Raw genomic sequence first — 23,314 nt, forward strand, 5'->3', positions numbered from 1 at the left:
AGAGAAAAAATGAGCTTTGTTATAATTTTTGTATTAGTAAAGAATAATATTCAGGAGATTACTTGCAACTAAGCTTAAAGACGGCTAACTGATTTTGAATAGAGAAACTGCACATAATGATTGGAGGAATGTGATGAAGACCATAGTGTATGAAGGCATAAAGGATGTATAAGCAAAAAATGTAGGAGATCCAGATATAATAACCCACAAGCTATCATTGGAAAAGGGAGAATATGCTTATGAAATATTTGACGAGAAAAAGGATAATTGTATAAAGGTAGTTTTGAAACCATGATAAATTACCAATGTTAAAAAAGCTTCTATTGCCATCCTGAAGGTTATTTTTGAAGAATTTAATGTTTACATGTCCTCCAAAGAATCATATATATACAGAGAATCCAAAAAAAACAAACAGGATTCTCTTTTTGTTGTAAAATATATATGTTGACCTAAATATAACCCAATATAATTCAGGAGGATATTTTCATGAAATATAGATTTAGGGTAAGAGCAGCAGCAATAATATTAAACCAAGACAATGAAGTACTTCTTGTCCTTTACAAAAACCCTGAAACTGGTGAAGAATGGTGGACTATGCCGGGAGGAGGCCTGGAAGGCGAAGAAAGTGCCACCGAAGCAGTTATAAGAGAAGTAAGGGAAGAATGCGGCATCAACTGCAGGCCGGGGAAGCTGGCATATGTAAGGGAGTTCATTATTGGTTCCGATAAGAATGTCCATCATGTGGAACTATATTTTACCGCAGAAGCTGATAGCTATGATATAATAACTGGCACCGATCCAGAGTTAGAAAAACAATACATAGTTCAATGCTGCTTCATGAGCAGGGAAGATATTAAAAAGACATCAATAAATGTTTATCCCGAAATACTAAGGGATAAGTTCTGGAATGATTTGGAGTCCGGGTTTATAAGCCATAATCCATATCTTGGAATTCAGGAGCAGAAATAAGTATACATGGAGTATTTTACCATTCTGACACGGTCTGCCGTCCTTTTTGCTTACCCACTGTTTCGAGGAGAGATGTAAAAAAATTTTACATCTTTGCCCTTTTATCTGTATAATAAAACTATACAGGATAAGAGCGGAGGTGCATTTATGGCTGATTATAAAAAAATCAGGGAGTGCTTTGTTAATAATATGGATTTTAATGATAAGCACATAAAGCAGGATATTTTGAACTCATGGAGGCGCTGCAAAGGATATGGGGTTTCATTGTATGATTTTAATGAAAAGCTATTAATGAAACCAGAGGATAAAGAAAAGTATATTCTGAAATACCAGCCGGAGTATAGTGAACCTCAGTATCAGGAGTTCTGTAAAATAGTTGAAGACCTCAATATGAACATCAGCATATATGACCATAACGCAAAGCTTAAATACATAGTAAATTACGATGATATATATGATAATCTATACCCTAAGGTAGGCTATTTTTTAGATGCTTCAGAGAAAAGCATCGGAACAAATTCTACCTGTTTGGCTATTTTGGAGAACAAGCCTTTTATGGTTATTGGTCCTGATCACTATAAATATATCTTTCATCAATTCAGTTGTGCTGCAGCACCTTTTTATAATGAGAATAATGACATTGCAGGAACAATAAATGCTTCCTTTCTAAACACATCAGTTAATAGCGATACATTAAATATTATCTACAGTCTGGCAAGACTCTACGAAATTCTGGTTTTAAAAAGAGCAGCAAAGACAACAAAAAGGAACTCTCAGGTAAAAAGTATCAACCAGTATAGAGACTTTTACACTTTCAGCAATATTCTGGGAGAGTCCGAAGCTATCATTCAATCAATAAAAATAGCAAAAAGAGCAGCAAAGGTAGATACCTCCATACTGATATATGGGGAAAGCGGAAGCGGAAAAGAGGTATTCGCTCAGGCTATTCATAACGAAAGCAGGAGACATGACAAGCCCTTTGTGGCTATAAATTGCGGTGCCATACCAAAAGACTTGATTGAAAGCGAACTTTTTGGTTATGAGGCAGGTGCTTTTACAGGAGCTGCTAAAGCGGGAAAGCAGGGATTATTGGAATATGCTTCAGGGGGAACCCTCTTTTTGGATGAGATCGAAAATATGCCTTTGCAGGCTCAGGTAAAAATATTAAGAGCCCTGTCATCATCTACCATCAATAGAATCGGAGGAAACAAACCCATTCCTATAAATATAAGGGTGATTGCAGCTTCAAAAAAGGATTTACAGGAAGAAATCAGAAAAGGCAACTTTAGAGAGGACTTATACTATCGCATCAATGTTGTTCAGTTAAACATACCTCCTCTTAGAGCAAGAAAGCAAGACATAAGGATTATCTTTGACCACTATATCAGAGAATTTTCAGATAAAACCGGCATAGAAATCACTTCAATAGATGATAAATTAATACAATATCTTGAGGCTTACCATTGGCCTGGGAATGTAAGAGAGCTGATTAATATTATAGAGCGATCCCTGGTTCTGTCGGAAAATGGAGTTATTGACGAATCAGTGCTTCCCACTGGTATAAAAGAATGCTATATGGCAGCCAAATTGGAAAAAGATTTTAATCGGGTTTTTGGAGAAAAGCTGCCTGAGGGCACAAACTTGCTGCAAATTGCAGAAGATATAATAATCAAGCGGGTCTATAAGGAAGAAGACTGCAATATAACAAGAACCGCAAAACGGTTAGGAATATCAAGGCCTACACTATATAAAAAAATTAAGGATCTAAATATTTAGTTGTAAAAACATATTACAAACATGGAACTGTAAAAAAAGTTTACAGTTCTTTTTGTTTTTATTAGCTTCTATAAAGCTACAGTATTCTAAGCTTAGCTCTCTTAATTAAATTTGGCAGGCAATTTGCTATGTAAAAAGTAGGAGGTGATTCTATGCCTTGTATAGTTATCCGAGCAAACAAAACAGACACAATACCTGATATTAGTGGCTTAGCCCATGAGATTTCAGAAAAGACAGAAATCAGTATAGAGAGGATCAATATTATTGTAGATTACTTTGATATATCTGAGGCTTTCATAGGCAGCAACAAGGATCATTTGATCATAACCTTATGGATTTCAGAGACCAACGACCAAAGTTTTATAAGATTTTTAGCACAATCAATAGCGGAATCAGCAGAAAAGTATTTTGGAAAAGAGGTAAACAGTACCGCTGTGATGTGCAATTTGATAAGAGAAGGCTATATGCTTTTTAATAATCAATTTAGATAGGAGGATTTAACTATGAGTAAAATTGTATTGCTTCATGGAGCATGGCACAATGGGCAGTGTTGGAATGCGGTTTCCAGCTTATTGGAAAAGGAAGGATATGAGGTAGAAGCCTTAACTCTTCCGGGCAATGGACCAGAGGACAGCAAGGATGTAACTTATGAAGATTATGTAGCTTATGTTGCATCGTCTCTAAATGCTCAAAAAGAGAAGGTCATTGTTGTTGGACATTCCAGTGCCGGGCATATTATGCAGATGGCAATTCCACTGGCTAAGGATAAGGTAGAGAAGATAATTTTCAACAATGCCTGGATACTACCCCATGGAAAATCTCAGTTTGATTTTGTACCTGATGATATTAAGTCTGCCATGCGGGAAATGGCTGTCCAGAGAGGTGATGGAGCAATTCCTATCGATCCCAGGTTTGTCAGAGGAATGCTTGCTACAATGGCAACTGATGAGCAATTTAATGCACTAATGAATATTCTTGTTACTCAGCCTCTTGTGATCATGGAGACACCTGTTTATACCAGAGACTTTGAGAAGTTGGATATACCAATGGTTCTGCTCTATTGTACCAAGGATATGTCCGTACCTCCCAATGCATTTTTAGAAATGTTCAAATCCTTGGGGGATCACCCTGTTGTTGAAGTAGAATGTGATCATGAGGGATTGTTTACAAATCCTGAGGCCTATACAAAGGGGCTGCTGGAGTGCATAAGGCTTTAAAAAAGGGATAAAAAATACCAAGCCAGAAAAGCTTGGTATTTTTGCTTTTATGGAGCTACTGAGGGGACTTGAACCCCTGACCTGCTGATTACGAATCAGCTGCTCTACCGACTGAGCTACAATAGCATTATCCTAATTAATTTTAACAGCTTTTAAACGTTCTTTCAAATAGTTTTTAAAACCCATAGGAAGCCTTTCTTATGACTCATGGAAAGCCTAAATTACTCAAGACATTAATACTTATCATACATCTTGTCATATGATATAATAATTATATTTGACAGGAGGTAATGATGTGAAAAAGAAACCCATATACTACATAATAGTCTTGATAATAGCTGCAGCTATCTCTTTTATAAATAACAGCAATGACATAGACAATAGCAATAATATTGAAGATCCAGCTTCGATAGTAGAACAAGAAAACAACTCAGCCAATAATGCAGATGGCATACCCATAGAGAATGATATAAATAGAGATGCTGAGCCAGATAATGGTACCACTGAGCTTGGCAAATTAAAGGTTCATTTCATAGATGTAGGGCAGGCTGACAGCATTCTCATACAGAGTGATGAACAAGCCATGCTAATAGATGCAGGGAATAACGGTGATTCAGAAGAAGTGGTAGCATATATAAAATCTCAGAATATTGAACTGTTGGACTATGTTATAGGCACCCATCCCCATGAAGATCACATAGGCGGATTGGATGCAGTAATAGAGAGCTTTGATATTGGTGTCATATATATGCCCAAAGCCATGAGCACCACTAAGACCTTTGAAGATGTACTGAATGCAATATCAAATAAAGGTATGAAGGTTACTACACCGGTACCTGGAACCACAGTTAGATTAGGAGAAGCCAGTTTTACTATACTGGCACCCAATAGTGACAGCTATAAGGAAACAAATAATTATTCAATAGTAATTAAGCTAGAACATGGAAATAATTCTTTCATATTTACCGGTGATGCAGAAGATGTATCAGAAAAAGAAATGATTGAAAAAGGTTATGATTTATCTGCAAACGTTCTTAAAGTAGGCCATCATGGAAGCAGTTCGTCCACTACTGAAGAGTTTTTAATGAAGGTTAACCCTCAATATGCAGTTATATGTGTTGGTAAGGATAACAAGTATGGGCATCCCCATAGGGAAATCGTGGATTTATTAAATAAAATGGGCATAAAAATATACAGAACAGATGAGAATGGAACCATAATAGCTACTTCTGACGGAGAATCCATAACCTTTGAAGAAGCTTTCAAGTAAACCAATGATATTTCAAAGAAGGAGCATGTCTATGAAATATATTATTGATAGGTTTGAAGGGAATTATGCTGTTTGTGAGGACGAAAACAGACAGGTGGTGAATATAGAGAAAGATAGGATACCTGCAGAAGCTAAGGAAGGCGATGTTTTGATTCAGCAGGGGGATGAGTATTTCATTGACCTGGATGAGACCAACAGGAGAAAAGAAAAAGTCCAGAGACTCATGGATGATCTCTGGACATAACATGCTATTCAGTAGTATATGTTTTAGGAGGCTTTGGACCGAAGTACTGATATAAATCAGTTTTCATCATACCGTTATAAAGCTTCCTTTTTTTATCTGCTTTTCTTCCGAAATATCTTTCAAAACCGTCATGGGCAGTCAATATATAAAAGGACCATGTGTCAAGGGTTGAGAATACCTTACCCATATCCTTGTAAAGCTGCTCCACTGTCTTTATGTCTTCCAATCTTTCACCATAAGGAGGGTTTGTTACTATAAACCCGTATTTTTCCTTGCTTGAAAAATCCCTTACATCTCTTTGCTGGAAGTGTATATAATCTTCCACGCCTGCTTTTTTAGCATTGCTTCTGGCGATTTTTATGACTTTATCATCTATATCATAGCCCTGTATATAAATATCATTACCGGACTTTATACTGTTCTGAGCTTCTTGCCGTGCCCTATTCCATAATTTTTCAGGTATTCTGAACCATTTTTCTGATATAAAATCTCTTTTAAGACCAGGAGCTATATTCAAGCCCTTTAGAGCTGCTTCAATCAATATGGTACCAGAGCCACAGAAAGGGTCTACCAATAGGCGGCCTTCTCTCCAAGGAGTCAGGGATACCAATGCTGCAGCCAAAGTTTCTCTTAAAGGAGCTGCACTGCCTATTTCTCTATATCCTCTTTTATGCAGGGCTGTTCCAGATGTATCAAGATATAATGTGACTTTGTCTTTAAAAACTAATATATGTATTGGATAGGATGAGCCACTTTCGCTAAACCAATTAACCTTATATTTTTTCTTAAGGCTTTCTACCACAGCCTTTTTTACTATGGACTGAATATCAGATGTGCTGAACAGCTTGGATCTCACTGAAGAGGCCTTTGCAGCAGGAAAGGAGCCTTCTTTGGGGATCCATTCATGCCATGGCAGGCTCTTAGTGTTTTCAAAAAGTTCCTCAAAAGAAGTGGCATAGAATTCTCCCATTTTCAAAAGTATCCTATCAGCAGTTCGGAGCCAAAGATTTGCTCTTGCTATGCCGTATTCGTCTGACAAAAAGTATACCCTGCCATCTTCTACTCTGGTGACCTCATAACCCAGTTCTTTTATTTCCCTTGACAGTACAGCTTCCAGAGCAAATCCGCAGGGCGCACATAATTCTATGTATGACATTTCATCTCTCCTCGTTATCTCAAGTTTCTCCTTTTTTTTGTAGGCTTATTGTTATACTCGGTGTATATAAATGCAGCAATTATAGGTATGATAACAAAAATCCACAAATGAGCACTATTGCCAATTCTCAATATGAACCATTCCAAGAATATTACTATAATCCACACTACATAGTTGTTAATACCCTTATTCATAATACTCATACCTCCTTGTCTGTGCTTATCTTTATTATACCAAAAAAATACATAAAAAATCATGAAAATTTAATAATTTGAGCTTTTTGAAACCAATTTTGGATTTCTGCGTCATATATATAATCGGGTTTGACAATAATAATAGCAACTCAAAGATAAAATGGATGGAGTGAATAAATAATGAAGTTTAAAAGAATAATTTCTTATACTTTTATATTGGTGCTGACAATTATGTTACTGGCATCATGCGCTCAAGAAGTAGAGGAACAGGGTACAGAGGAACCACAAGAACAAGAAGATAAAGTGACTGTTGAAACATACTACCCTCTTGCAGTTGGCAATCAGTGGGAGTATGAAGGAGTAGGGAATGAGTATGCAACATATACTCAGAAGGTAGTATACTCTAAAGACAATAAATATCAGATTATGATTGATAATGGAGGAACTATATCAGCAAATATTTATGTAATTAATGATGAAAGCCTGATTCGTACCTATTCGGAAGCAGAAGTTTATGATGAAAAAAATGTATTGGATGAAGAAGAGAATATGGAGGATATAATCATAAAGGCTCCTATAGAAATAGGAACCAAGTGGGAGAGCGAGGGCAATCAATGTGAAATAACAGATATTGATGCTACTGTGACAGTCCCTGCAGGTACTTTTGAAAACTGTATAATTATAAAAAAAATATACAAGGAAAGTGGTGCATCCAGCAATTTTTATTATTGCAAGGGTGTAGGTCTTGTAAAATCTGAATATATTGATGATGATTTTGAAGTATCTTCTTCACTAAGGAATTATAAATTATCAGATAAATAGCGCTATTATGACAATTGAAACCGAATTGGCTAGGAGAGTCCAAAAGATGCAATTGGAATCTTGTAGCCATATTTTTTGCGTAGAGGGATGAATTGACACTGTAATTTCAATAACATATAATATAATTATTGTTCAAAAAGTGACTTTATGCATACAGTTTCAATATTTATAAAAGGGAGGTGCATTTGTTGATGAGCAACAAATGCTGTTGTAATGAACGCAGCCATTATTTTGACAAGTTTGATAAAATTTTGGCGAAGTATGAAGGAAAAGAAGCAGATATAATCCCTATACTGCAAAATATCCAGGAAGCTTATGGTTATCTGCCACAGGACATTCTTGATGAGCTTTGCGATAGGACAGGCCTGCATCCTTCACAAGTTATGGGTGTAGCAACTTTCTACTCCCAATTTAGACTCAAGCCTACAGGCGAGAACCTAATAAAGCTTTGTTTTGGTACTGCATGCCATGTAAATGGTGCAGAAAAGGTGGCCGAAGCTTTGGCTGACGAATTAAAGATTGAAATTGGCGGCACCACAGATGACGGTAGATTTACTTTGGAAACTGTTGCATGCCTGGGCTGCTGCAGCCTTGCCCCGGTTATGATGATAGGAGATGAAACATACGGGCGACTTACTCCTGATAAGGCAAGGAAAATTATAAGAGGATTCTATGAGAATAGGGGTGAGTAATATGAAAAAAGGCGATTTTAAGATTATAGTAGGCCTTGGAAGCTGTGGTATTGCTGCAGGTGGCAATAAAGTCTATGAAGCTTTCAAAGCAAATATTGAAAAATCAAATAAGCCAGTGACTCTTGATGAGACAGGCTGTATGGGCATGTGCTACAAAGAGGTACTGGTAGAAGTTATAGATTCTGATGGTAAAAGCATAATCTATGGAGAAGTTACTCCAGAAAAAGCAAATAAAATATTTGAATCACATATTATAGAAGGTAAACCTGTTATTGAATGGGTTGTAAAAGCAGATGATATGGAAACTTCTGAGGATGCTTTCTTTAATAAGCAGATGAGGATAGTCCTTAGAAGATGCGGTGCTATTAACCCTGAGTCCATAGATGAAGCTATTGCTATGGATGCATATAAAGCCATTGAAAAAGCAATAAAGACTATGACACCAGAGCAGGTAATTGAGGAAGTACTTAACTCAGGCCTAAGGGGAAGAGGAGGCGCCGGCTTCCCAACAGGTATGAAATGGAAATTTGCTAGAGCCTCTCAAGATTCCAAAAAATATATAGTTTGCAATGCTGACGAAGGAGATCCAGGAGCATTCATGGACAGAAGCGTTCTTGAAGGCGACCCTCATTCTTTAATAGAAGGTATGATGATTGCAGGCTATGCTATTGGAGCAGATGAAGGATATATATATGCAAGAGCTGAGTATCCTCTGGCTATTCAGAGGCTGAAAATAGCCATCAGAGATGCGGAAGAAAGAGGATTATTGGGTAAGAATATTTTAGGTTCAGATTTTAGCTTTAAGATAAAGATTAAAGAAGGAGCAGGAGCCTTTGTCTGCGGTGAAGAAACAGCCCTTTTAGGCTCCATTGAAGGTAAGAGGGGTATGCCTAGAATGAGGCCTCCATTCCCTGCAGTAAAAGGTCTTTGGGATAAGCCTACAAATATCAACAATGTTGAAACCTATGCCAATGTGGCTTATATTATACTACACGGTGCTGCAGAATATGCAAAGTATGGTACAGAGAAGAGCAAAGGCACTAAGGTATTTGCTTTAGCAGGTAAAATTGCAAAGGGCGGCTTGGTAGAAGTTCCAATGGGAATGCAGCTAAAGGAAATCATATATGATATCGGTGGAGGAACATCATCAGGAAAGAAATTCAAGGCTGTTCAAATGGGTGGACCATCCGGCGGTTGTATACCTGCAGACCTTATCGATACAATTATAGACTATGATTCAGTAAATCAGACAGGTGCAATCATGGGTTCCGGCGGTATGGTAGTAATGGATGAGGACAACTGTATGGTTGATATAGCAAGGTTCTTCCTAACATTTACCCAGAAAGAATCCTGCGGAAAATGTACCTATTGCCGAATAGGGACAAAGAGAATGCTTGAGATACTAGAAAGAATCACAAAGGGAGAAGGCAAAGAGGGAGATATAGAGCTGCTTGAAGAGCTATGCGCAAATATAAAGAAGAATTCTCTCTGCGGTTTGGGACAAACTGCACCAAATCCGGTTCTGACTACTCTTAAATACTTCAGGCATGAATATGAAGCCCACATAAGAGATAAAAAGTGCCCTGCAAAACAGTGTAAGGCCTTGATAGAATATAAAATACTTGAAGACAAATGTATCGGTTGTACTGCTTGCAGCAGGGTTTGTCCGGTTAAAGCTATTTCTGGTGAGGTAAAGAAAGCCCACAAGATCGATAGCAGTATATGCACAAAATGCGGAGCCTGCAAGGCTACCTGCAAGTTTGATGCAATAATTGTTGAATAATTTGTAAAGGGATGAGGTAGAGAACTATGGGAAAAATTAACTTAACCATAAATGGAATAGCAGTTACTGCCAACCCTGGTCAGACTATATTGGATGTGGCAAGAGAAAATGATGTATTGATACCTACTCTTTGTCACGATGACAGATTGAAGCCCTTCGGCTCCTGCCTGCTTTGCAGGGTTGAGGTAGAAGGCGCCAGAGGAAATATGCTGGCCTGCGGAACCCAGGTTACAGAGGGAATGGTAGTAAGGACTGAGACTGAAGGTGTAAATGATGCCAGAAAAATGTGCCTGGAACTTCTTCTTTCTCAGCATTATGGAGATTGTACAGCTCCCTGCAGCATGACATGTCCTGCGGGTATAGATGTACAAGGTTATATAGCACACATTGCCAACGGACAATATCAAGAGGCGGTAAAGCTAATTAAGGAAAGAAACCCTCTACCAGTTGTATGCGGAAGGGTATGCACCAGACCTTGTGAAGACCAGTGCAGAAGAAATCTGGTTGATGAAAGGGTAGGAATAGATTATCTTAAGAGATTTGCTGCTGATTATGATCTAAACAGCGGAAACCACTATGTGCCCTACAAGAAGCCTTCAACAGGCAAGAAAGCAGCCGTTATTGGAGCAGGACCTGCCGGGCTTTCCTGTGCCTTCTATCTTGCAAAGGAAGGACATGATGTAACCATATTCGAAAGATGGCCAAAAGGCGGCGGAATGCTGAGATACGGTATCCCAGAATACAGAATGCCAAAGGCTACTTTGGATAAGGAAATAGACACTATAAAGGAATTAGGTGTTGAGATACAATATGAAAAAACCTTTGGAGTGGATGTAACCTATGAAAGCCTGAAGAAGGATGGATATGATGCCATATTCTTAGGTGTAGGTTCACAGGTTGGGCAGCCTATAGGTTGCGAGGGAGAAGCATGTCCTATGGGAGTATACTCCGGTGTGGACTTTTTGGGCAGAGTAGGCTTAGGCCACAATATTGATCTATCAGGCAAGCATGTAGTGGTTATTGGTGGCGGTAATACTGCCATAGATGCTTCAAGAACTGCCTTAAGGCTTGGAGCAGAAAAGGTTACAATTGCTTACAGAAGAACTAAGAAGGAAATGCCTGCCCATGAAATGGAAATAGAAGAAGCTGAATATGAAGGAGTGGAATTTGAATTCCTGATTGCTCCTAAGAAAATTGTTAGCGAAGCAGGAAAACCAATATATATTGAGTTCATAAGGATGGAACTGGGAGAGCCGGATGCATCAGGCAGAAGAAGACCTATAGAAATACCTGGCTCAGAATTCCAGATGCCTGCAGATTATGTAATAGGGGCTATAGGACAGACTCAGGACTTGAGCTTTATAAATGAAAACTTCAAGCTTGAAGTAAACAGAAATAGATTAGTTGTTGATGAGGATTTATTAACTACAAATATTGAAGGTGTATTTGCTGGCGGAGATGTGGTAACAGGTCCTCAGACTGCTATCAAAGCAATAGCTGCAGGAAGAAGAGCTGCTTATTCCATGGATCAATATCTAAGAGGCAAGAAGATTATCGAGAAGCTTCCTGAGTTGTATAACCATGTGAAAGCAGAAAAGCTTGAAGATATGGATAAAAAAGAATTCGAGCAATATGAAAAGAAAGAAAAAATGAAAATGCCAATGCTCAATAAGGAAGAAAGAAAGCACAATTTCAAAGAAGTTGAGCTGGGCTTTACTGAAGAGCAGGCGAAGGCAGAAGCACAGAGATGCTTGTCTTGTGGATGCAAGGATGTTAATGAATGCAAACTGAGAGAATTCGCTACAATATATGGAGCTAAACAGGACAGATTGGCAGGAGCAATCACAAAGCATCCTATAGATGAAAGCCATCCATTCATCAGCAGAGACAAAAATAAATGTATAATGTGCGGAAGATGTGTAAGAATATGCCTTGAAGTACAGGGAGCAGGAGCTTTGGGCTTTATTTCAAGAGGATATAATACTACAATTGAACCTTCCTTTGGCAAACCCTTTGGTGAAGACAGCAGATGCGAGTCCTGCGGTCAGTGCGTATCTACATGCCCTGTAGGAGCTTTGACAGAGAAGGTTGAGCTTCCAAAACCAGGACCTTTTGCAGAGAAAACTACAGAAACTATATGCAACCACTGCGGTACTGGCTGCACATTGAAACTTAATACAGCGGGAGATGTATTCGTAAGGGCTACTTCAGAAGCAGGATTGGGAGTAAACAACGGAAACTTGTGCGAAAAGGGAAGATTCCAAAACAGCTTTATCAATTCACCTGACAGGCTCTTAAAACCAATGGTAAGGAAAGATGATAAGCTGGTAGAAAGCACTTGGGAAGAAGCTTTAAAGATAGTGGCAGAGAATATGAAAGCAGAAACAGCAGTAGCCATTGTATCTGAGAAAGCTACCAATGAAGAAGCAGCGGAATTGATGAAACGCTTCAAAGAAGCATATAGCTTTGAGTTGAAGGATGCGGCTTATGGCTTACAGGAGGTTTTCGGCAAGGATTACAAGAATGCTACCTATGAAGATATAGATAATGCTGATCTAATCCTATGCCTAGGCTTTGATATAAAGGAAGAAAACCCTGTAGCGGCACTTAAGGTTAAAGCAGCATCTGAAAAGGGTGCTGTACTGGTAATGGTAAGCCAAGCATCATCTAAGCTTGACAAATTTGCTAAGATGGTTGTTAGAGTAGATGATAATAAGGTTAGAGAGTATACTGAAGCCTTGACAAAAGCAGTTAAAGACGAGAAATTAGCTGAAGTGGCTGCAACACTGGATGGCAAGCTTAAGGTTGAAGCCAACCCATTGATCATAATCGGCGGTGCTGCAGGCTATGCTGAAGCCAAGGCTGCTGCAGAACTTGCGAAAGCTTCAGGTCTAGGTGCACAGAACATACTGCTGATGCAGAATAAGCCTAACAGCTTAGGCTTGATCAATGAAGGCGTTAAAGCTTTCAAAGCAGATGAATGCAGCTTGAAGGATAAGGCAGTATTGATATATGGTGAAGATCCAATAGGAATTGAAAATGTAGAAGCTGAAAAATCCCTTAAAGAAACAGGCTTCCTTGCAGTATGTGATATGTTCCTCACTGAAACAGCAAAATTAGCTGATGTGGTCCTTCCATTGAACAGCTTTGCGGAAACAGAAGGCACATATACCAACAGCGAAGGAAGAGTCCAGAAGCTAAACAAAGCTCTGGAACCTAAGACTGGAAAAACTAATCTTGATGTGATAAAATCTCTATAGTATCAATCAGATAAGTTGCCGGCATCATGATGATGCCGGCATTTCTGCATTAGGAGGTTTTGATTATGTACATATCCTATATGGATTCTCCTGTAGGGAGAATATATTTGCAATCATCTGGGAAGGGCATAATGGCTTTAAACTTGAGAGAAGATAAAAAACCAGTATGCGAATGTGAAGAAAGAGAAGATGAGCATATAAGGCAAGCTAAAAAGGAACTTGAAGAGTATTTTGAAGGCAAACGCAGAACATTTACCGTTAAGCTGGACTTGCAGGGTAGCGAGTTTCAGAAGAAGGTATGGGGCGAGTTATTGAAAATACCCTACGGTGAGCTTCGTACCTATGCCCAGGTTGCAGAAGCTTTGGGAGGAAAACAATATAGCCGTGCTGTAGGAACAGCAAACAAGGCAAATCCTATCCCAATAATAGTGCCATGCCATAGGGTTATCAGAATGGGAAGAAGGATATCCAATTATTCTGCAGGGCTTGATGTGCAGAGAAAACTGTTTGAGATAGAAGGAATAGAATATGGGGATATAAAATACATAAGGAATAATTTCCCAACCTCCTTGACACTCATATAAATAAGTAGTATATTATACTTGAATTTAATAGATAATGTCCGCTAGGGGAGCTTGTGCTGAGAGGGTGGCTTAAGTCACTGACCCTTGGAACCTGTGTAGTTAATCCTAACGAAGGGAAGCGGTTTCGGTTAAATGATTTATCATAGCCGCAACGCTCGTTGCGGTTTTTTGTATTTAATCGTCTCCTCCGAGGACATATCAAAAAGGAGGTATTTTTATGAGTTATCTGACTCAAATGTTTGAGGAGTTTAAAGAGCTGAAAGGGACCACTATTCTCATACTAGTGGCTCTTCTTGGAGTTTCACTGCTTTTGGCTTACTCAGCTAGAAACAAAAAAACTAATACAAAAATTCTTGTATATGGCGGCCTTTGTATAGCAATGTCCTTTGTATTATCTTATATAAGGATTTATCATTGGCCTCAGGGAGGTTCTATAACCCCTGGAAGTATGCTGCCCATGTTCATATTTGCTTATATATTTGGGGCACGGGCTGGTATTGTTGCAGGTATAGCCTATGGATTTCTTCAGTTTATTCAAGACCCCTATGTGGTGCATTGGGCACAGGTTCTCCTTGATTATCCTATTGCCTTTGCTGCCATGGGCCTTGCAGGACTGAACAGAAAACATCTGCCTGTCAGTGTTGTAATAGGAGGTTTTGGGAGATTCTTTGCACATTTCATTTCCGGCTTTGTATTCTTTGGAATGTATGCACCGGAGGGCATGAACCCCATATGGTATTCATTTACTGTAAATTTCTTGCTGATTGGGGTCGAAACAGCAATCTGCTTGGTTATAGCATTGATACCCCAGTTTAAAGCTGCTATAGAGAAGCTTAGAAGAAACGCCATAGCATAAAAAACAAGTGGGATAAAATTTAGTCAAATTGGGCTAAAGGGTTGAAGTCCGTGGGTTAAAGGCTTCAGCCCTTATTTATACTCCTTAAAAATCATTGGCATTCCGAATATATTTGGTATAATGTTAATAATATTTATTATTGTTTAGTTCGGAGGTTAACATTATGAAAGAAAAGACAAAATATATATTATTGCTCATGTCTTTTGTATTAATTGCGATGGGAGTTTACAGAGGGGAAGTAAAGGAAGTGCTGCAGAAAGCAATAAATATCTGTTTGGAGTGTATAGGAATTGGCTAGGATAAAGAGGAGGATTGCCCAATTGGCATCCACCATTATTGGCAATGGCTATATGGAAGGCTTTGCAAAAGGAACTATATATAGGGGGAAGTTGAAATCAGTTTGTTTTCCAGGCCTTAATTGCTATTCCTGCCCCGGTGCCTATACTTCCTGCCCCATAGGTTCACTACAGTCTGTGGCAGCAGGGTTGAAGCATCAAGTATCACTATATGTAATAGGTTTTTTGATGCTTGTAGGCACAATTGGAGGAAGGCTGGTATGCGGATGGTTATGCCCCTTTGGATTCTTCCAGGAGCTTTTGTATAAGATTCCTTCCAAAAAGTTTAAAATGCCCAAAATACTAAATAAGGTTAAATACTTTTTCCTGGTAGTTTTTGTTTTGCTTTTACCTGCATTTTTTACCAATGAAGTAGGAATAGGCTTGCCCTATTTTTGCAAGTACATATGCCCCGCAGGCACTCTGGAGGCAGGCATACCCCTTACAATCAAGAATGCCGCTCTACGAGGTGCTATAGGCATCATGTATTACTGGAAGCTTATGCTCCTGACAGTAACAATAATATTTTCAATATTAATATCAAGACCCTTTTGCAGAGCAGTATGTCCTTTAGGTGCCATATATTCATTATTTAACTCTGTAAGCTTCTACAGGATGAGTGTTGATGGGACCAAATGTACAAAATGCAATGTGTGCAACAAAAACTGCCCTGTAGACATCAAAATATATGAGAACGCCAACAGCCCTGAGTGTGTAAGATGCGGCAAATGTGTAGACAGATGCCCTACAAAAGCAATAAAATCTGGATTTATCTCTGAAAAGAAAGGAAGATTAAACCATGAAAAAATTCTGGATGCTAGCTGTGGTGCTGATAATAGTCATTAGCATCTCAGCATGCGGAAATAAAACACCTGTAGAAGAACCACAACAAGAAGAAAAGCTCCAAGAAACCATAGAACCGGCTAAAGAGGATGTGGAGACTTCAAAGCCGGAACCCCAAGAAAGTCCTGGCAGCGATGAGAAAGAAAACCCTGATGAAAGCACTTCTTCGGAAGATGTAGCATACAGGATACCTGATTTTTCATCCCAGGATTTTGATGGCAACGAGATTACAAACGATTTTTTTGCTGATAATAAGCTGACAGTTGTAAATGTATGGACTACAACCTGACCATCCTGTATAACAGAAATTCCTGCGTTGCAGGAAATAGATAAAAAGTATTCCGATAAAGGTGTTAGAGTCTTAGCCATACTGGCAGATAATGAAGTTGATGCTGCTAAAAAGATATTGGAACAAACAGGTGGCAAGTATAAGAACATAATAACTACTGAGAGTTTAATAGAAGGTTTCTTGGATCAGATAATGTATGTTCCTACCACATTGATAGTCAACAGCAAAGGAGAGATGGTAGGGGAAATAATAGCAGGAGCACGCTCCACAGAGGAATTCTCAAAACTGATAGATGATGCATTGAAAGGCTTGTAATTATTACAAGCCTTTTTTGTTGACAAAATTATCTGTAGGCATATAATAAAATTAAATTATATAATAAAATAAATTTTAACGATAAAAACAAATATATTATTAAATTATTTTTGGAGGAGTTTATGGAAAAGGAAAAAGTTCTTACTTCATTGGAAGAAATAAAGGTATTTACTGATCCTTTCAGGATGAAGATACTTTTTGCATTGGACGAAGAACCTTTAACTGTTAAGCAGCTTGCAGACAGACTTGGAGAAGTTCCTTCCAAGGTGCATTATCATGTTAAGGAGTTAGAGAGAATAGGTGTTTTGGAAATAGTGGATAAAAAAGAAAAGGCAGGCATCGTTGAAAAATACTATTTTCCTACTGCGGAAAGATTTAGGGTGGAAAAGGTAGTTGCCAAAGAAGATGGTTGGAAAGATCAGATAGAGAACTTAAGGGAAACTATGTTTAAAAATGCATCAGAGGATTTTAAAAATTATTTGACCAAAAGGCATGATGATGACAAAGAAATATTGAATTATGGGATACTTAATCTGACCTATGAAGAGTTTGATGAGTTGAAGAAAAAGTTAGAAGAGTTAATAGAAAGGAGCAGCAAGAGAAAAAATACGAAAGCTTATACCTACATAATCGGAGTGTTTAAAAAATATGATTAAGATTTGGGGGTTAAGTGATGGATTTAAATGTGGTTACCACAGAAGAAAAAGGATATAAGGCGCTGCTGAAGTATAAAGATTTTATTAAAATATGGGTGGGAAATACAGTATCCAGGTTTGGTGATGCCATAGATAGTATAGCATTTCTTTGGATGGTATATGAGATGACAGGTTCTACATTGATGATGGGTACTGTTATGGCGGTTAATGCAGCACCGGCTGTATTGTTTGGTATGATGGCAGGAGTTTTAGTTGACAGGATGGATAAGAAAAAGGTTATGATTATAACAGACTTACTGCGAGGCTTTAGCACGGCTATGATGGCATTCCTTTATATGTGGGATATGATTAGTCTTTGGCATTTATATGTTTTCACATTTATAAATTCATCTTGTGAGGTTTTCTCGAGTCCTGCCAGGGCATCGGTTATGCAGGTTTTAGTCGATAAAAAACATTATCTTACTGCTAACTCCCTTCGGCAAGCTTCGTCATCGTTAGCAGAAATAGCAGGTACCGCCATTGCAGCTATAGTTATGGGATATTTAGGTATCGGAGTAGCAATATTGATAGATTCCGTAACATTCTTGATATCATCGTTTACGGCAATTATTGCAAAAATTAAAATTTCAAGTAGTAAGAACATACCTTTAAATATTAAGCAATTTTATTATGAATTTGTTGAAGGTTTAACTGTTATAAAGAGCAATGTGGTATTAATGGTATCTTTGACTATGGCATGTTTGGTAAATCTGGTGCTGGCTCCCTTTAATGTGCTTATGCCTGAGTACTCGGACAAAATACTGATGGCAGGAGAGAAAGGAATGAGCTTAATACTTATGTCATTTACTATTGGAATGGTAGCAGGATCCCTTATCATAGGACAGATTGGGCATAGATTTAAAAAGAGCACATTAGTGATAATAGGTTTTATAGGTTTAGGTGCAGGCATGATGTTATTCGGATTTATAAGCAATGTGCAGCTGGCTTGTGTTGCAGCAGTCGTTGGAGGGGCCTTTATACCTGTTATAAGTGGTGGAGCAACTACTCTAATGCAGGAATCAACTCCTGTAGATAAGATGGGTAGAGTATCTTCAACAGCTTCAACTTTATCTCTGTTAGGACTGCCTTTGGGTTATGCTGTATCAGGTATAATGTCATATGGTATAAATGTACTTACGACTTTTAAGTTTGTAGGGATTTTAATTATTCTTGTTGCAATTCCTCCGCTATTTATAAGAGAGTTCAGGAAGGATTAATGAGTAAGAGTCCATCATATTATAGTGTATTGTAGAAATCTTTGCTATAATTAGAATCGGAGGGATGCTGATGTATGAGAACATAAAAAAAGAAGTGATGATCGAAAAGCATTTTGGATGTTCTATAGGAGATATTTCAAAGAGCGTAATCATTAGTCCCGTATGGCCTTTGTCCGGTTTTACGGAGAGAGCTGAAAGCATAGTTAGAGAATTCAAAGGATGGTATAAGGGAGTCACCATGCTATATAAGGGGAATCCAGTAACTGTTATAAGCAGTGGTATAGGTGCACCCATGACTGGTGATTGTGTTATAGCCTTAGGATATTCTGAGTGTGAGAACATATTTTTCTCAGGCTCTGCAGGAGCAATAAGCAAAAAGTTGAATTTTGGCGATATTTTAGTATGCAGTGACGCAGTCATAGGCGAAGGTTTTTCCAGATACCACTCCAATGATATATACACAGATTGCTTCGGCAATATTGTATCCGGGAGCACTGATTTAGCTAATGTTATATTTCAAAAGGCCATGATAACAGCACATTCCCTAGGAGTATCGGTACATAGAGGTAGAATTTTTTCAATTGATTCCATACTAGGGGAAAATAAGAGAAGCTTTGATTTTATGATAAAAAAAGGTTGCGATGCAGTTGAAATGGAAGTATCGGCAGTGTTTACAGCTTCAAAGGCCATAGGTCGCAACGCAGCTGCCCTCATTACAATAAGCGATTTGCCCTTGAAGCAAAGGAGTCTTTTTGAAGGAATAGAAGAAGATGATGATAAACACTATAGGGATACAGCATTGATGCTGCCGGAAATACTGTTGGAGGCAGCAATAAGCATATAAGGAGGAAAAGCATTATGAATTTTATAAGATTTAAAAAAGATGATTTTGTAGCATACGGCTCCTGGGAAGGAAATAAAGTAAAAGTAATCAACGGGGATATTTTCGAAGATTATGAAGTAACAGATTCTTTTTATGATATTACAGAGATAGATTTTTTGACTCCTTGCGCACCTTCCAAAATAATTTGTGTAGGATTGAATTACAGATCCCATGCTCAGGAAATGAATATGACACTGCCTGAAGAGCCTGTATTATTTCTAAAGCCGCCTACATCCGCATTGGCTCATAGGGGAGAAATAATCAGGCCAGAAATATCAAAGCAGGTTGATTATGAAGCAGAGCTAGGTTTGGTAATTGGAAAAGCAGGGAAGGATATTAAACCTGAAGAGGCATATGATTATATACTAGGTGCAACCTGCTTTAATGATGTGACAGCCAGAGATCTGCAGAAAAAGGATGGACAATGGACTAGAGCAAAATCCTTTGATACCTTTGCTCCCTTTGGTCCAAGTATTGTCACAGATCTAAACTATGATAATCTTGATATTGAACTGCTATTGAACGGAGAAACCAAGCAAAAATCCAACACATCTGATTTTATATTCAATGTGGGTGAAATGGTGAGCTTTATAAGTCAAATAATGACATTATATCCGGGAGATATAATTGCTACAGGCACTCCTTCTGGCGTAGGCCCTCTTAATGAAGGAGATATAGTACAGGTGAGAATAGAAAATGTAGGGACACTAAAGAATTATGTTCGCTGATAATGAAGAAATTGTAAAAATATGATATAATTATGTTTAATTCATTCTTATTTGAGGGAGAGTATTATGATGAGTGCCTTGAGGTCAAATTATATTAAAACCTTTGCAGATGATATTTCCCATTTATACTATGTATTTTTTAAACGATACCCGGTTTTCAAACTTTTTATTTCCAAAATACTGTTTCATTCTTCAGGCAACTTCGGTTTATCCATTATTGAAGATAATAAAATTATAGGAAACTATACCATATATACTACCAATGAGGGAAACATAGTGAAAGAAGGGCTGGACAGCAAGGTAAGCGTGAGATTTAAAGTACAGAAATCTATCTTCGATGATGTACTGGCTAATAAAAGCCTATATGCTTCTAAGCCATACAAACTTCTCAAATTTGTACCCTCCCTTTTTTCTTCAGTTAAAATAACTAAGAAGTATCCGGAGGGTGATTACCTGAAGGGTAATAAAGTAATATTGAGGCAAGGTTGTGAGAAGGATTTATTCTATCTTCACAACTGGTACAATGACGAGGAACTTAACAAATTGGCAGGTTGGACTGAGGGCAAGCTTGGTACAACCCAATTAAGGATGAATCTTTTAAAAGGTTTTGGATATGATCCTATGAATCTAATTATAGAAACCATAGATGAAGGAAAACCTATAGGCACTATACAGTTGTATGATTTCAACGAAATGGACCAAAGCTGCAAGCTTGGCATACGAATTGGAGACAGGGATTATTGGGGAAAGGGCTATGGAAAAGACGCTATAAAAACATTATTGCGTTATGCTTTCTATGAGCTGGATATATTCAGAGTTTCATTAAAGCTTTATGAATACAATGAAAGAGCATCAAAGTGTTATTTGAAATGTGGATTCAAATATGAAGGAAGGACTAGAAAATCCGCCTTTATAGATGGAACCTTTTATGATGAAATCCTGATGGGAGCATTAAAAAGCGAATTTATCAGAGAGTTTGGGAAAGATTGAAGAAAACTCAGGGCCTATTAAGGACCTGAGTTTTTTATACCATTCATTTTCTCATGTCTATCATATCTTGTATCATGTCATTGATTCTAAAGAAGGCATTTCTGCCTGTTCTAGTTATTTTTTTTCTTACTTTTCCGCTAAAAATGGGCAGCAGCACCAAGCCACCTATAGCTCCCATGGTACCCATTCGCATAAGATTACGCCTTCTTTGGAGCATAAAAGTCACTTCCTTTCAGATTTGAATCTGATGTGTTCAATATTTAGCTTATGTTTTTTTATACAAATAAAACATGCAAATTGTAGAATTTATTTTTAATCTTGCTATTTATGAGTTCAATAGGATTAGTCGAAAATAGAAGGATTATAGATTTTTATATAGAATTATAGTTTAATTGCATTTTTTTGTTAAAGTAATTTTTATTATGAATTAAGGTGGTAATATGGGCAAAGAAGAGCTGTTTTTTTCTCTGGACATTGGTACTAGAACCATTGTAGGCATAGTTGGGTTTTTTCGTGGTGATGTATTTGAAATAGCAGATTTTGAAGTAGAAGAACACAAAAAAAGGGCTATGTATGATGGACAGGTGCATGATATTAATTTAGTGACTGAGTCGGTGATAAATGTTAAAGAAAAGCTGGAAAAGAGATTGAATACAAGGCTGGAAAAAGTATCTGTAGCCGCAGCGGGGAGAAGTTTAAAAACATATAAGATAGAGATTTCACGAGAAATCGAACCTCTCACATATATCGATAGAGATATGATTGTAAGCCTGGAAATCGAAGCTATTCAAAAAGCCCAAAAAGAGATGAAAAAATCAGATAGCATCGAAAACGAGGAATACTATTGTGTGGGATACGCAGTAACTAATTACTATCTAAACCATACTATTATAGGCAATTTGGAAGGCCAGCGTGGGAGAAATATGGGTGTGGAAGTTATAGCAACCTTTTTGCCAAAAACGGTAATAGACAGCCTTCAAACAGTGATAAAGCAATCAGGCTTATCCATATATAATATGACGCTGGAACCTATAGCCGCAATGGATGTAGCGATACAGGATAACTTGAGGCTTCTGAATATTGCCTTAGTGGATGTGGGAGCAGGCACATCAGACATTGCCTTGACAAAGGACGGTACAATATTTGCATTTGCCATGGTCCCCACTGCAGGAGATGAGATCACTGAGAAAATAGCTGAGAATTATCTATTGGACTTCGATACAGCAGAAAAAGTAAAGCTAAGCTTGTCAAAAAAGACTAATATAAAGTTTAAGGATATCATGGGGATTAAGCATCAGGTGAAGGCAGAGGAAGTGATAAAAACTATAGAACCTGCCGTAAGAGATTTGGCAGCACAAATATGTGATAAAATAATCGAATATAATGCCAAGCCTCCTAGCGCTGTTTTTCTCATAGGAGGCGGAAGCTGTACTCCCAAGCTGGCAGATTATATGGCTGAGATTCTAGGACTTCAGAAGGATAGAGTAGGAGTAAGGAAAACTGATATAATCAAGGAGGTAATTTTTAACTCCAAAAAGGTTACAGGACCTGAATTCATTACACCAATAGGCATTGGAGTATCAGCACGAAACATAAGAAAAAATGACTTTATACACTTAGTGGTCAATGACAAACCTGTAAAGCTGCTGAATACAAGCAGAATTACTGTAGCTGATGTACTCATATTTATTGGCTTTAACCCCAGGTTACTTATTGGTACCAAAGGCAAAGACCTGCATTTTACCATAAATGGCAAGGAACAAGTTGTAAAAGGAAGCGGAGGGGAGCCTGCTACAATATTTATCAATGATATACAAAAGAATATTAATTCAGAGGTGTCAAATGGGGATATTATAAGGATACAGAGTGGGACAGGAGGAGAAAAACCTAAAGTATTTATCAAGGAAGTATTAGAGAGCATATCCAGAAAAACTGTTACCATAAATGGGAAGGAATATGATTTAAAAAGGCATATAAGAGTAAATGGTGAAATTGTTCAAGATGGGTATGAGATAAAGGAAGGAGATGATGTAAGTATAAGATACTCCGATACTATAGGCGAAATACTGGAGGACCTTAGAATCCCAAAAGATTCTTTTTCTATAACTGTTAACGATAAAACTGCTTCAATATATGAAAAAATTGAAAATGGGGACAAGATAGAAATGAAAGTCAAATAGGTATAATTTTTTTGAT

General features: G+C 37.8%; 25 protein-coding genes, 1 tRNA gene and 1 riboswitch. Of the genes, 22 read left to right on the top strand and 4 right to left on the bottom strand.

Annotated features, from left to right (window positions below; genetic code table 11):
- Positions 1–486 precede the first annotated feature (486 nt).
- The 4 genes from ACESM9_RS01340 (at position 487) to ACESM9_RS01355 (ending at position 3,962) form a co-directional block, all read left to right on the top strand.
- On the top strand, positions 487–969 hold the full coding sequence (locus ACESM9_RS01340; RefSeq protein ID WP_372994515.1) for an NUDIX domain-containing protein: 483 nt from the start codon (positions 487–489) through the stop codon (positions 967–969).
- Between the two features lie 147 nt (positions 970–1,116).
- The gene (locus ACESM9_RS01345) at positions 1,117–2,745 is read left to right on the top strand and encodes a sigma-54 interaction domain-containing protein (protein ID WP_372994517.1); all 1,629 of its coding nucleotides are present in this window, start codon (positions 1,117–1,119) and stop codon (positions 2,743–2,745) included.
- Positions 2,746–2,897: 152 nt separating this feature from the next.
- A complete protein-coding gene (locus tag ACESM9_RS01350) occupies positions 2,898–3,236 on the top strand; it encodes a hypothetical protein (RefSeq protein ID WP_372994519.1) in 339 nt (112 codons plus the stop codon).
- Between the two features lie 12 nt (positions 3,237–3,248).
- Complete coding sequence (locus tag ACESM9_RS01355) at positions 3,249–3,962, top strand: alpha/beta fold hydrolase (protein WP_372994521.1); 714 nt, start codon at positions 3,249–3,251, stop codon at positions 3,960–3,962.
- Between the two features lie 50 nt (positions 3,963–4,012).
- On the opposite strand, the gene ACESM9_RS01360 is transcribed toward ACESM9_RS01355, so the two are convergent.
- A tRNA-Thr gene (locus ACESM9_RS01360) sits at positions 4,013–4,088 on the bottom strand.
- Between the two features lie 169 nt (positions 4,089–4,257).
- Here ACESM9_RS01360 and ACESM9_RS01365 point away from each other — a divergent pair.
- Positions 4,258–5,232, top strand: coding sequence for a ComEC/Rec2 family competence protein (locus tag ACESM9_RS01365; RefSeq protein WP_372994523.1), 975 nt, complete (start codon positions 4,258–4,260; stop codon positions 5,230–5,232).
- 31 nt (positions 5,233–5,263) lie between these two features.
- Positions 5,264–5,476, top strand: a complete 213-nt coding sequence (locus ACESM9_RS01370) for a DUF3006 domain-containing protein (protein ID WP_372994525.1) — start codon at positions 5,264–5,266, stop codon at positions 5,474–5,476.
- Between the two features lie 4 nt (positions 5,477–5,480).
- On the opposite strand, the gene ACESM9_RS01375 is transcribed toward ACESM9_RS01370, so the two are convergent.
- Positions 5,481–6,632 (bottom strand): class I SAM-dependent RNA methyltransferase, encoded by a 1,152-nt coding sequence (locus ACESM9_RS01375; protein WP_372994527.1) that lies wholly within the window; start codon positions 6,630–6,632, stop codon positions 5,481–5,483.
- Between the two features lie 14 nt (positions 6,633–6,646).
- Positions 6,647–6,826, bottom strand: a complete 180-nt coding sequence (locus ACESM9_RS01380; RefSeq protein ID WP_372994529.1) for a hypothetical protein — start codon at positions 6,824–6,826, stop codon at positions 6,647–6,649.
- Positions 6,827–7,006: 180 nt separating this feature from the next.
- Between ACESM9_RS01380 and ACESM9_RS01385 the strand changes: the two genes are divergently transcribed.
- The 15 genes from ACESM9_RS01385 (at position 7,007) to ACESM9_RS01455 (ending at position 21,118) form a co-directional block, all read left to right on the top strand.
- Positions 7,007–7,648 carry a hypothetical protein gene (locus tag ACESM9_RS01385; RefSeq protein WP_372994531.1) on the top strand — a complete coding sequence of 214 codons (642 nt, stop codon included), beginning with the start codon at positions 7,007–7,009 and terminating at the stop codon, positions 7,646–7,648.
- Positions 7,649–7,839: 191 nt separating this feature from the next.
- The gene (gene nuoE, locus ACESM9_RS01390; RefSeq protein WP_372994629.1) at positions 7,840–8,340 is read left to right on the top strand and encodes an NADH-quinone oxidoreductase subunit NuoE; all 501 of its coding nucleotides are present in this window, start codon (positions 7,840–7,842) and stop codon (positions 8,338–8,340) included.
- Position 8,341: 1 nt separating this feature from the next.
- Complete coding sequence (gene nuoF, locus ACESM9_RS01395) at positions 8,342–10,123, top strand: NADH-quinone oxidoreductase subunit NuoF (protein ID WP_372994533.1); 1,782 nt, start codon at positions 8,342–8,344, stop codon at positions 10,121–10,123.
- 26 nt (positions 10,124–10,149) lie between these two features.
- Positions 10,150–13,383, top strand: a complete 3,234-nt coding sequence (locus ACESM9_RS01400; protein ID WP_372994535.1) for an NAD(P)-binding protein — start codon at positions 10,150–10,152, stop codon at positions 13,381–13,383.
- A gap of 65 nt (positions 13,384–13,448) precedes the next feature.
- On the top strand, positions 13,449–13,967 hold the full coding sequence (locus ACESM9_RS01405) for a methylated-DNA--[protein]-cysteine S-methyltransferase (RefSeq protein WP_372994537.1): 519 nt from the start codon (positions 13,449–13,451) through the stop codon (positions 13,965–13,967).
- Positions 13,968–14,000: 33 nt separating this feature from the next.
- A riboswitch (TPP riboswitch) is annotated at positions 14,001–14,101 on the top strand.
- An 83-nt stretch (positions 14,102–14,184) separates the two neighbouring features.
- A complete protein-coding gene (gene thiT, locus ACESM9_RS01410) occupies positions 14,185–14,823 on the top strand; it encodes an energy-coupled thiamine transporter ThiT (protein ID WP_372994539.1) in 639 nt (212 codons plus the stop codon).
- A 163-nt stretch (positions 14,824–14,986) separates the two neighbouring features.
- A complete protein-coding gene (locus ACESM9_RS01415) occupies positions 14,987–15,121 on the top strand; it encodes a CD1871A family CXXC motif-containing protein (protein WP_372994541.1) in 135 nt (44 codons plus the stop codon).
- A gap of 22 nt (positions 15,122–15,143) precedes the next feature.
- Positions 15,144–16,004: a 4Fe-4S binding protein gene (locus tag ACESM9_RS01420; protein ID WP_372994543.1), complete on the top strand. Its 861-nt coding sequence runs from the start codon at positions 15,144–15,146 to the stop codon at positions 16,002–16,004.
- Complete coding sequence (locus ACESM9_RS01425; RefSeq protein WP_372994545.1) at positions 15,958–16,290, top strand: lipoprotein; 333 nt, start codon at positions 15,958–15,960, stop codon at positions 16,288–16,290. The genes ACESM9_RS01420 and ACESM9_RS01425 overlap by 47 nt, the downstream gene beginning before the upstream one ends.
- A gap of 27 nt (positions 16,291–16,317) precedes the next feature.
- Entirely contained in the window at positions 16,318–16,605 is a 288-nt protein-coding gene (locus ACESM9_RS01430; RefSeq protein WP_372994547.1) for a TlpA family protein disulfide reductase, read from the top strand.
- Positions 16,606–16,727: 122 nt separating this feature from the next.
- Complete coding sequence (locus ACESM9_RS01435) at positions 16,728–17,261, top strand: helix-turn-helix domain-containing protein (RefSeq protein WP_372994549.1); 534 nt, start codon at positions 16,728–16,730, stop codon at positions 17,259–17,261.
- A 17-nt stretch (positions 17,262–17,278) separates the two neighbouring features.
- Complete coding sequence (locus ACESM9_RS01440) at positions 17,279–18,517, top strand: MFS transporter (protein WP_372994551.1); 1,239 nt, start codon at positions 17,279–17,281, stop codon at positions 18,515–18,517.
- Between the two features lie 70 nt (positions 18,518–18,587).
- On the top strand, positions 18,588–19,361 hold the full coding sequence (locus tag ACESM9_RS01445) for a hypothetical protein (protein ID WP_372994553.1): 774 nt from the start codon (positions 18,588–18,590) through the stop codon (positions 19,359–19,361).
- A gap of 14 nt (positions 19,362–19,375) precedes the next feature.
- On the top strand, positions 19,376–20,128 hold the full coding sequence (locus tag ACESM9_RS01450) for a fumarylacetoacetate hydrolase family protein (RefSeq protein WP_372994555.1): 753 nt from the start codon (positions 19,376–19,378) through the stop codon (positions 20,126–20,128).
- Between the two features lie 69 nt (positions 20,129–20,197).
- Positions 20,198–21,118: a GNAT family N-acetyltransferase gene (locus tag ACESM9_RS01455; RefSeq protein WP_372994557.1), complete on the top strand. Its 921-nt coding sequence runs from the start codon at positions 20,198–20,200 to the stop codon at positions 21,116–21,118.
- Between the two features lie 43 nt (positions 21,119–21,161).
- Here the strand turns inward: ACESM9_RS01455 and ACESM9_RS01460 are convergent, their stop codons facing one another.
- Positions 21,162–21,335, bottom strand: a complete 174-nt coding sequence (locus ACESM9_RS01460; RefSeq protein WP_372994559.1) for a hypothetical protein — start codon at positions 21,333–21,335, stop codon at positions 21,162–21,164.
- Positions 21,336–21,558: 223 nt separating this feature from the next.
- Between ACESM9_RS01460 and ACESM9_RS01465 the strand changes: the two genes are divergently transcribed.
- The gene (locus ACESM9_RS01465) at positions 21,559–23,298 is read left to right on the top strand and encodes a cell division protein FtsA (protein WP_372994561.1); all 1,740 of its coding nucleotides are present in this window, start codon (positions 21,559–21,561) and stop codon (positions 23,296–23,298) included.
- Positions 23,299–23,314: the final 16 nt, after the last annotated feature.

This window comes from Lutispora sp. (assembly GCF_041687175.1).
Lineage (GTDB): Bacteria > Bacillota > Clostridia > Lutisporales > Lutisporaceae > Lutispora.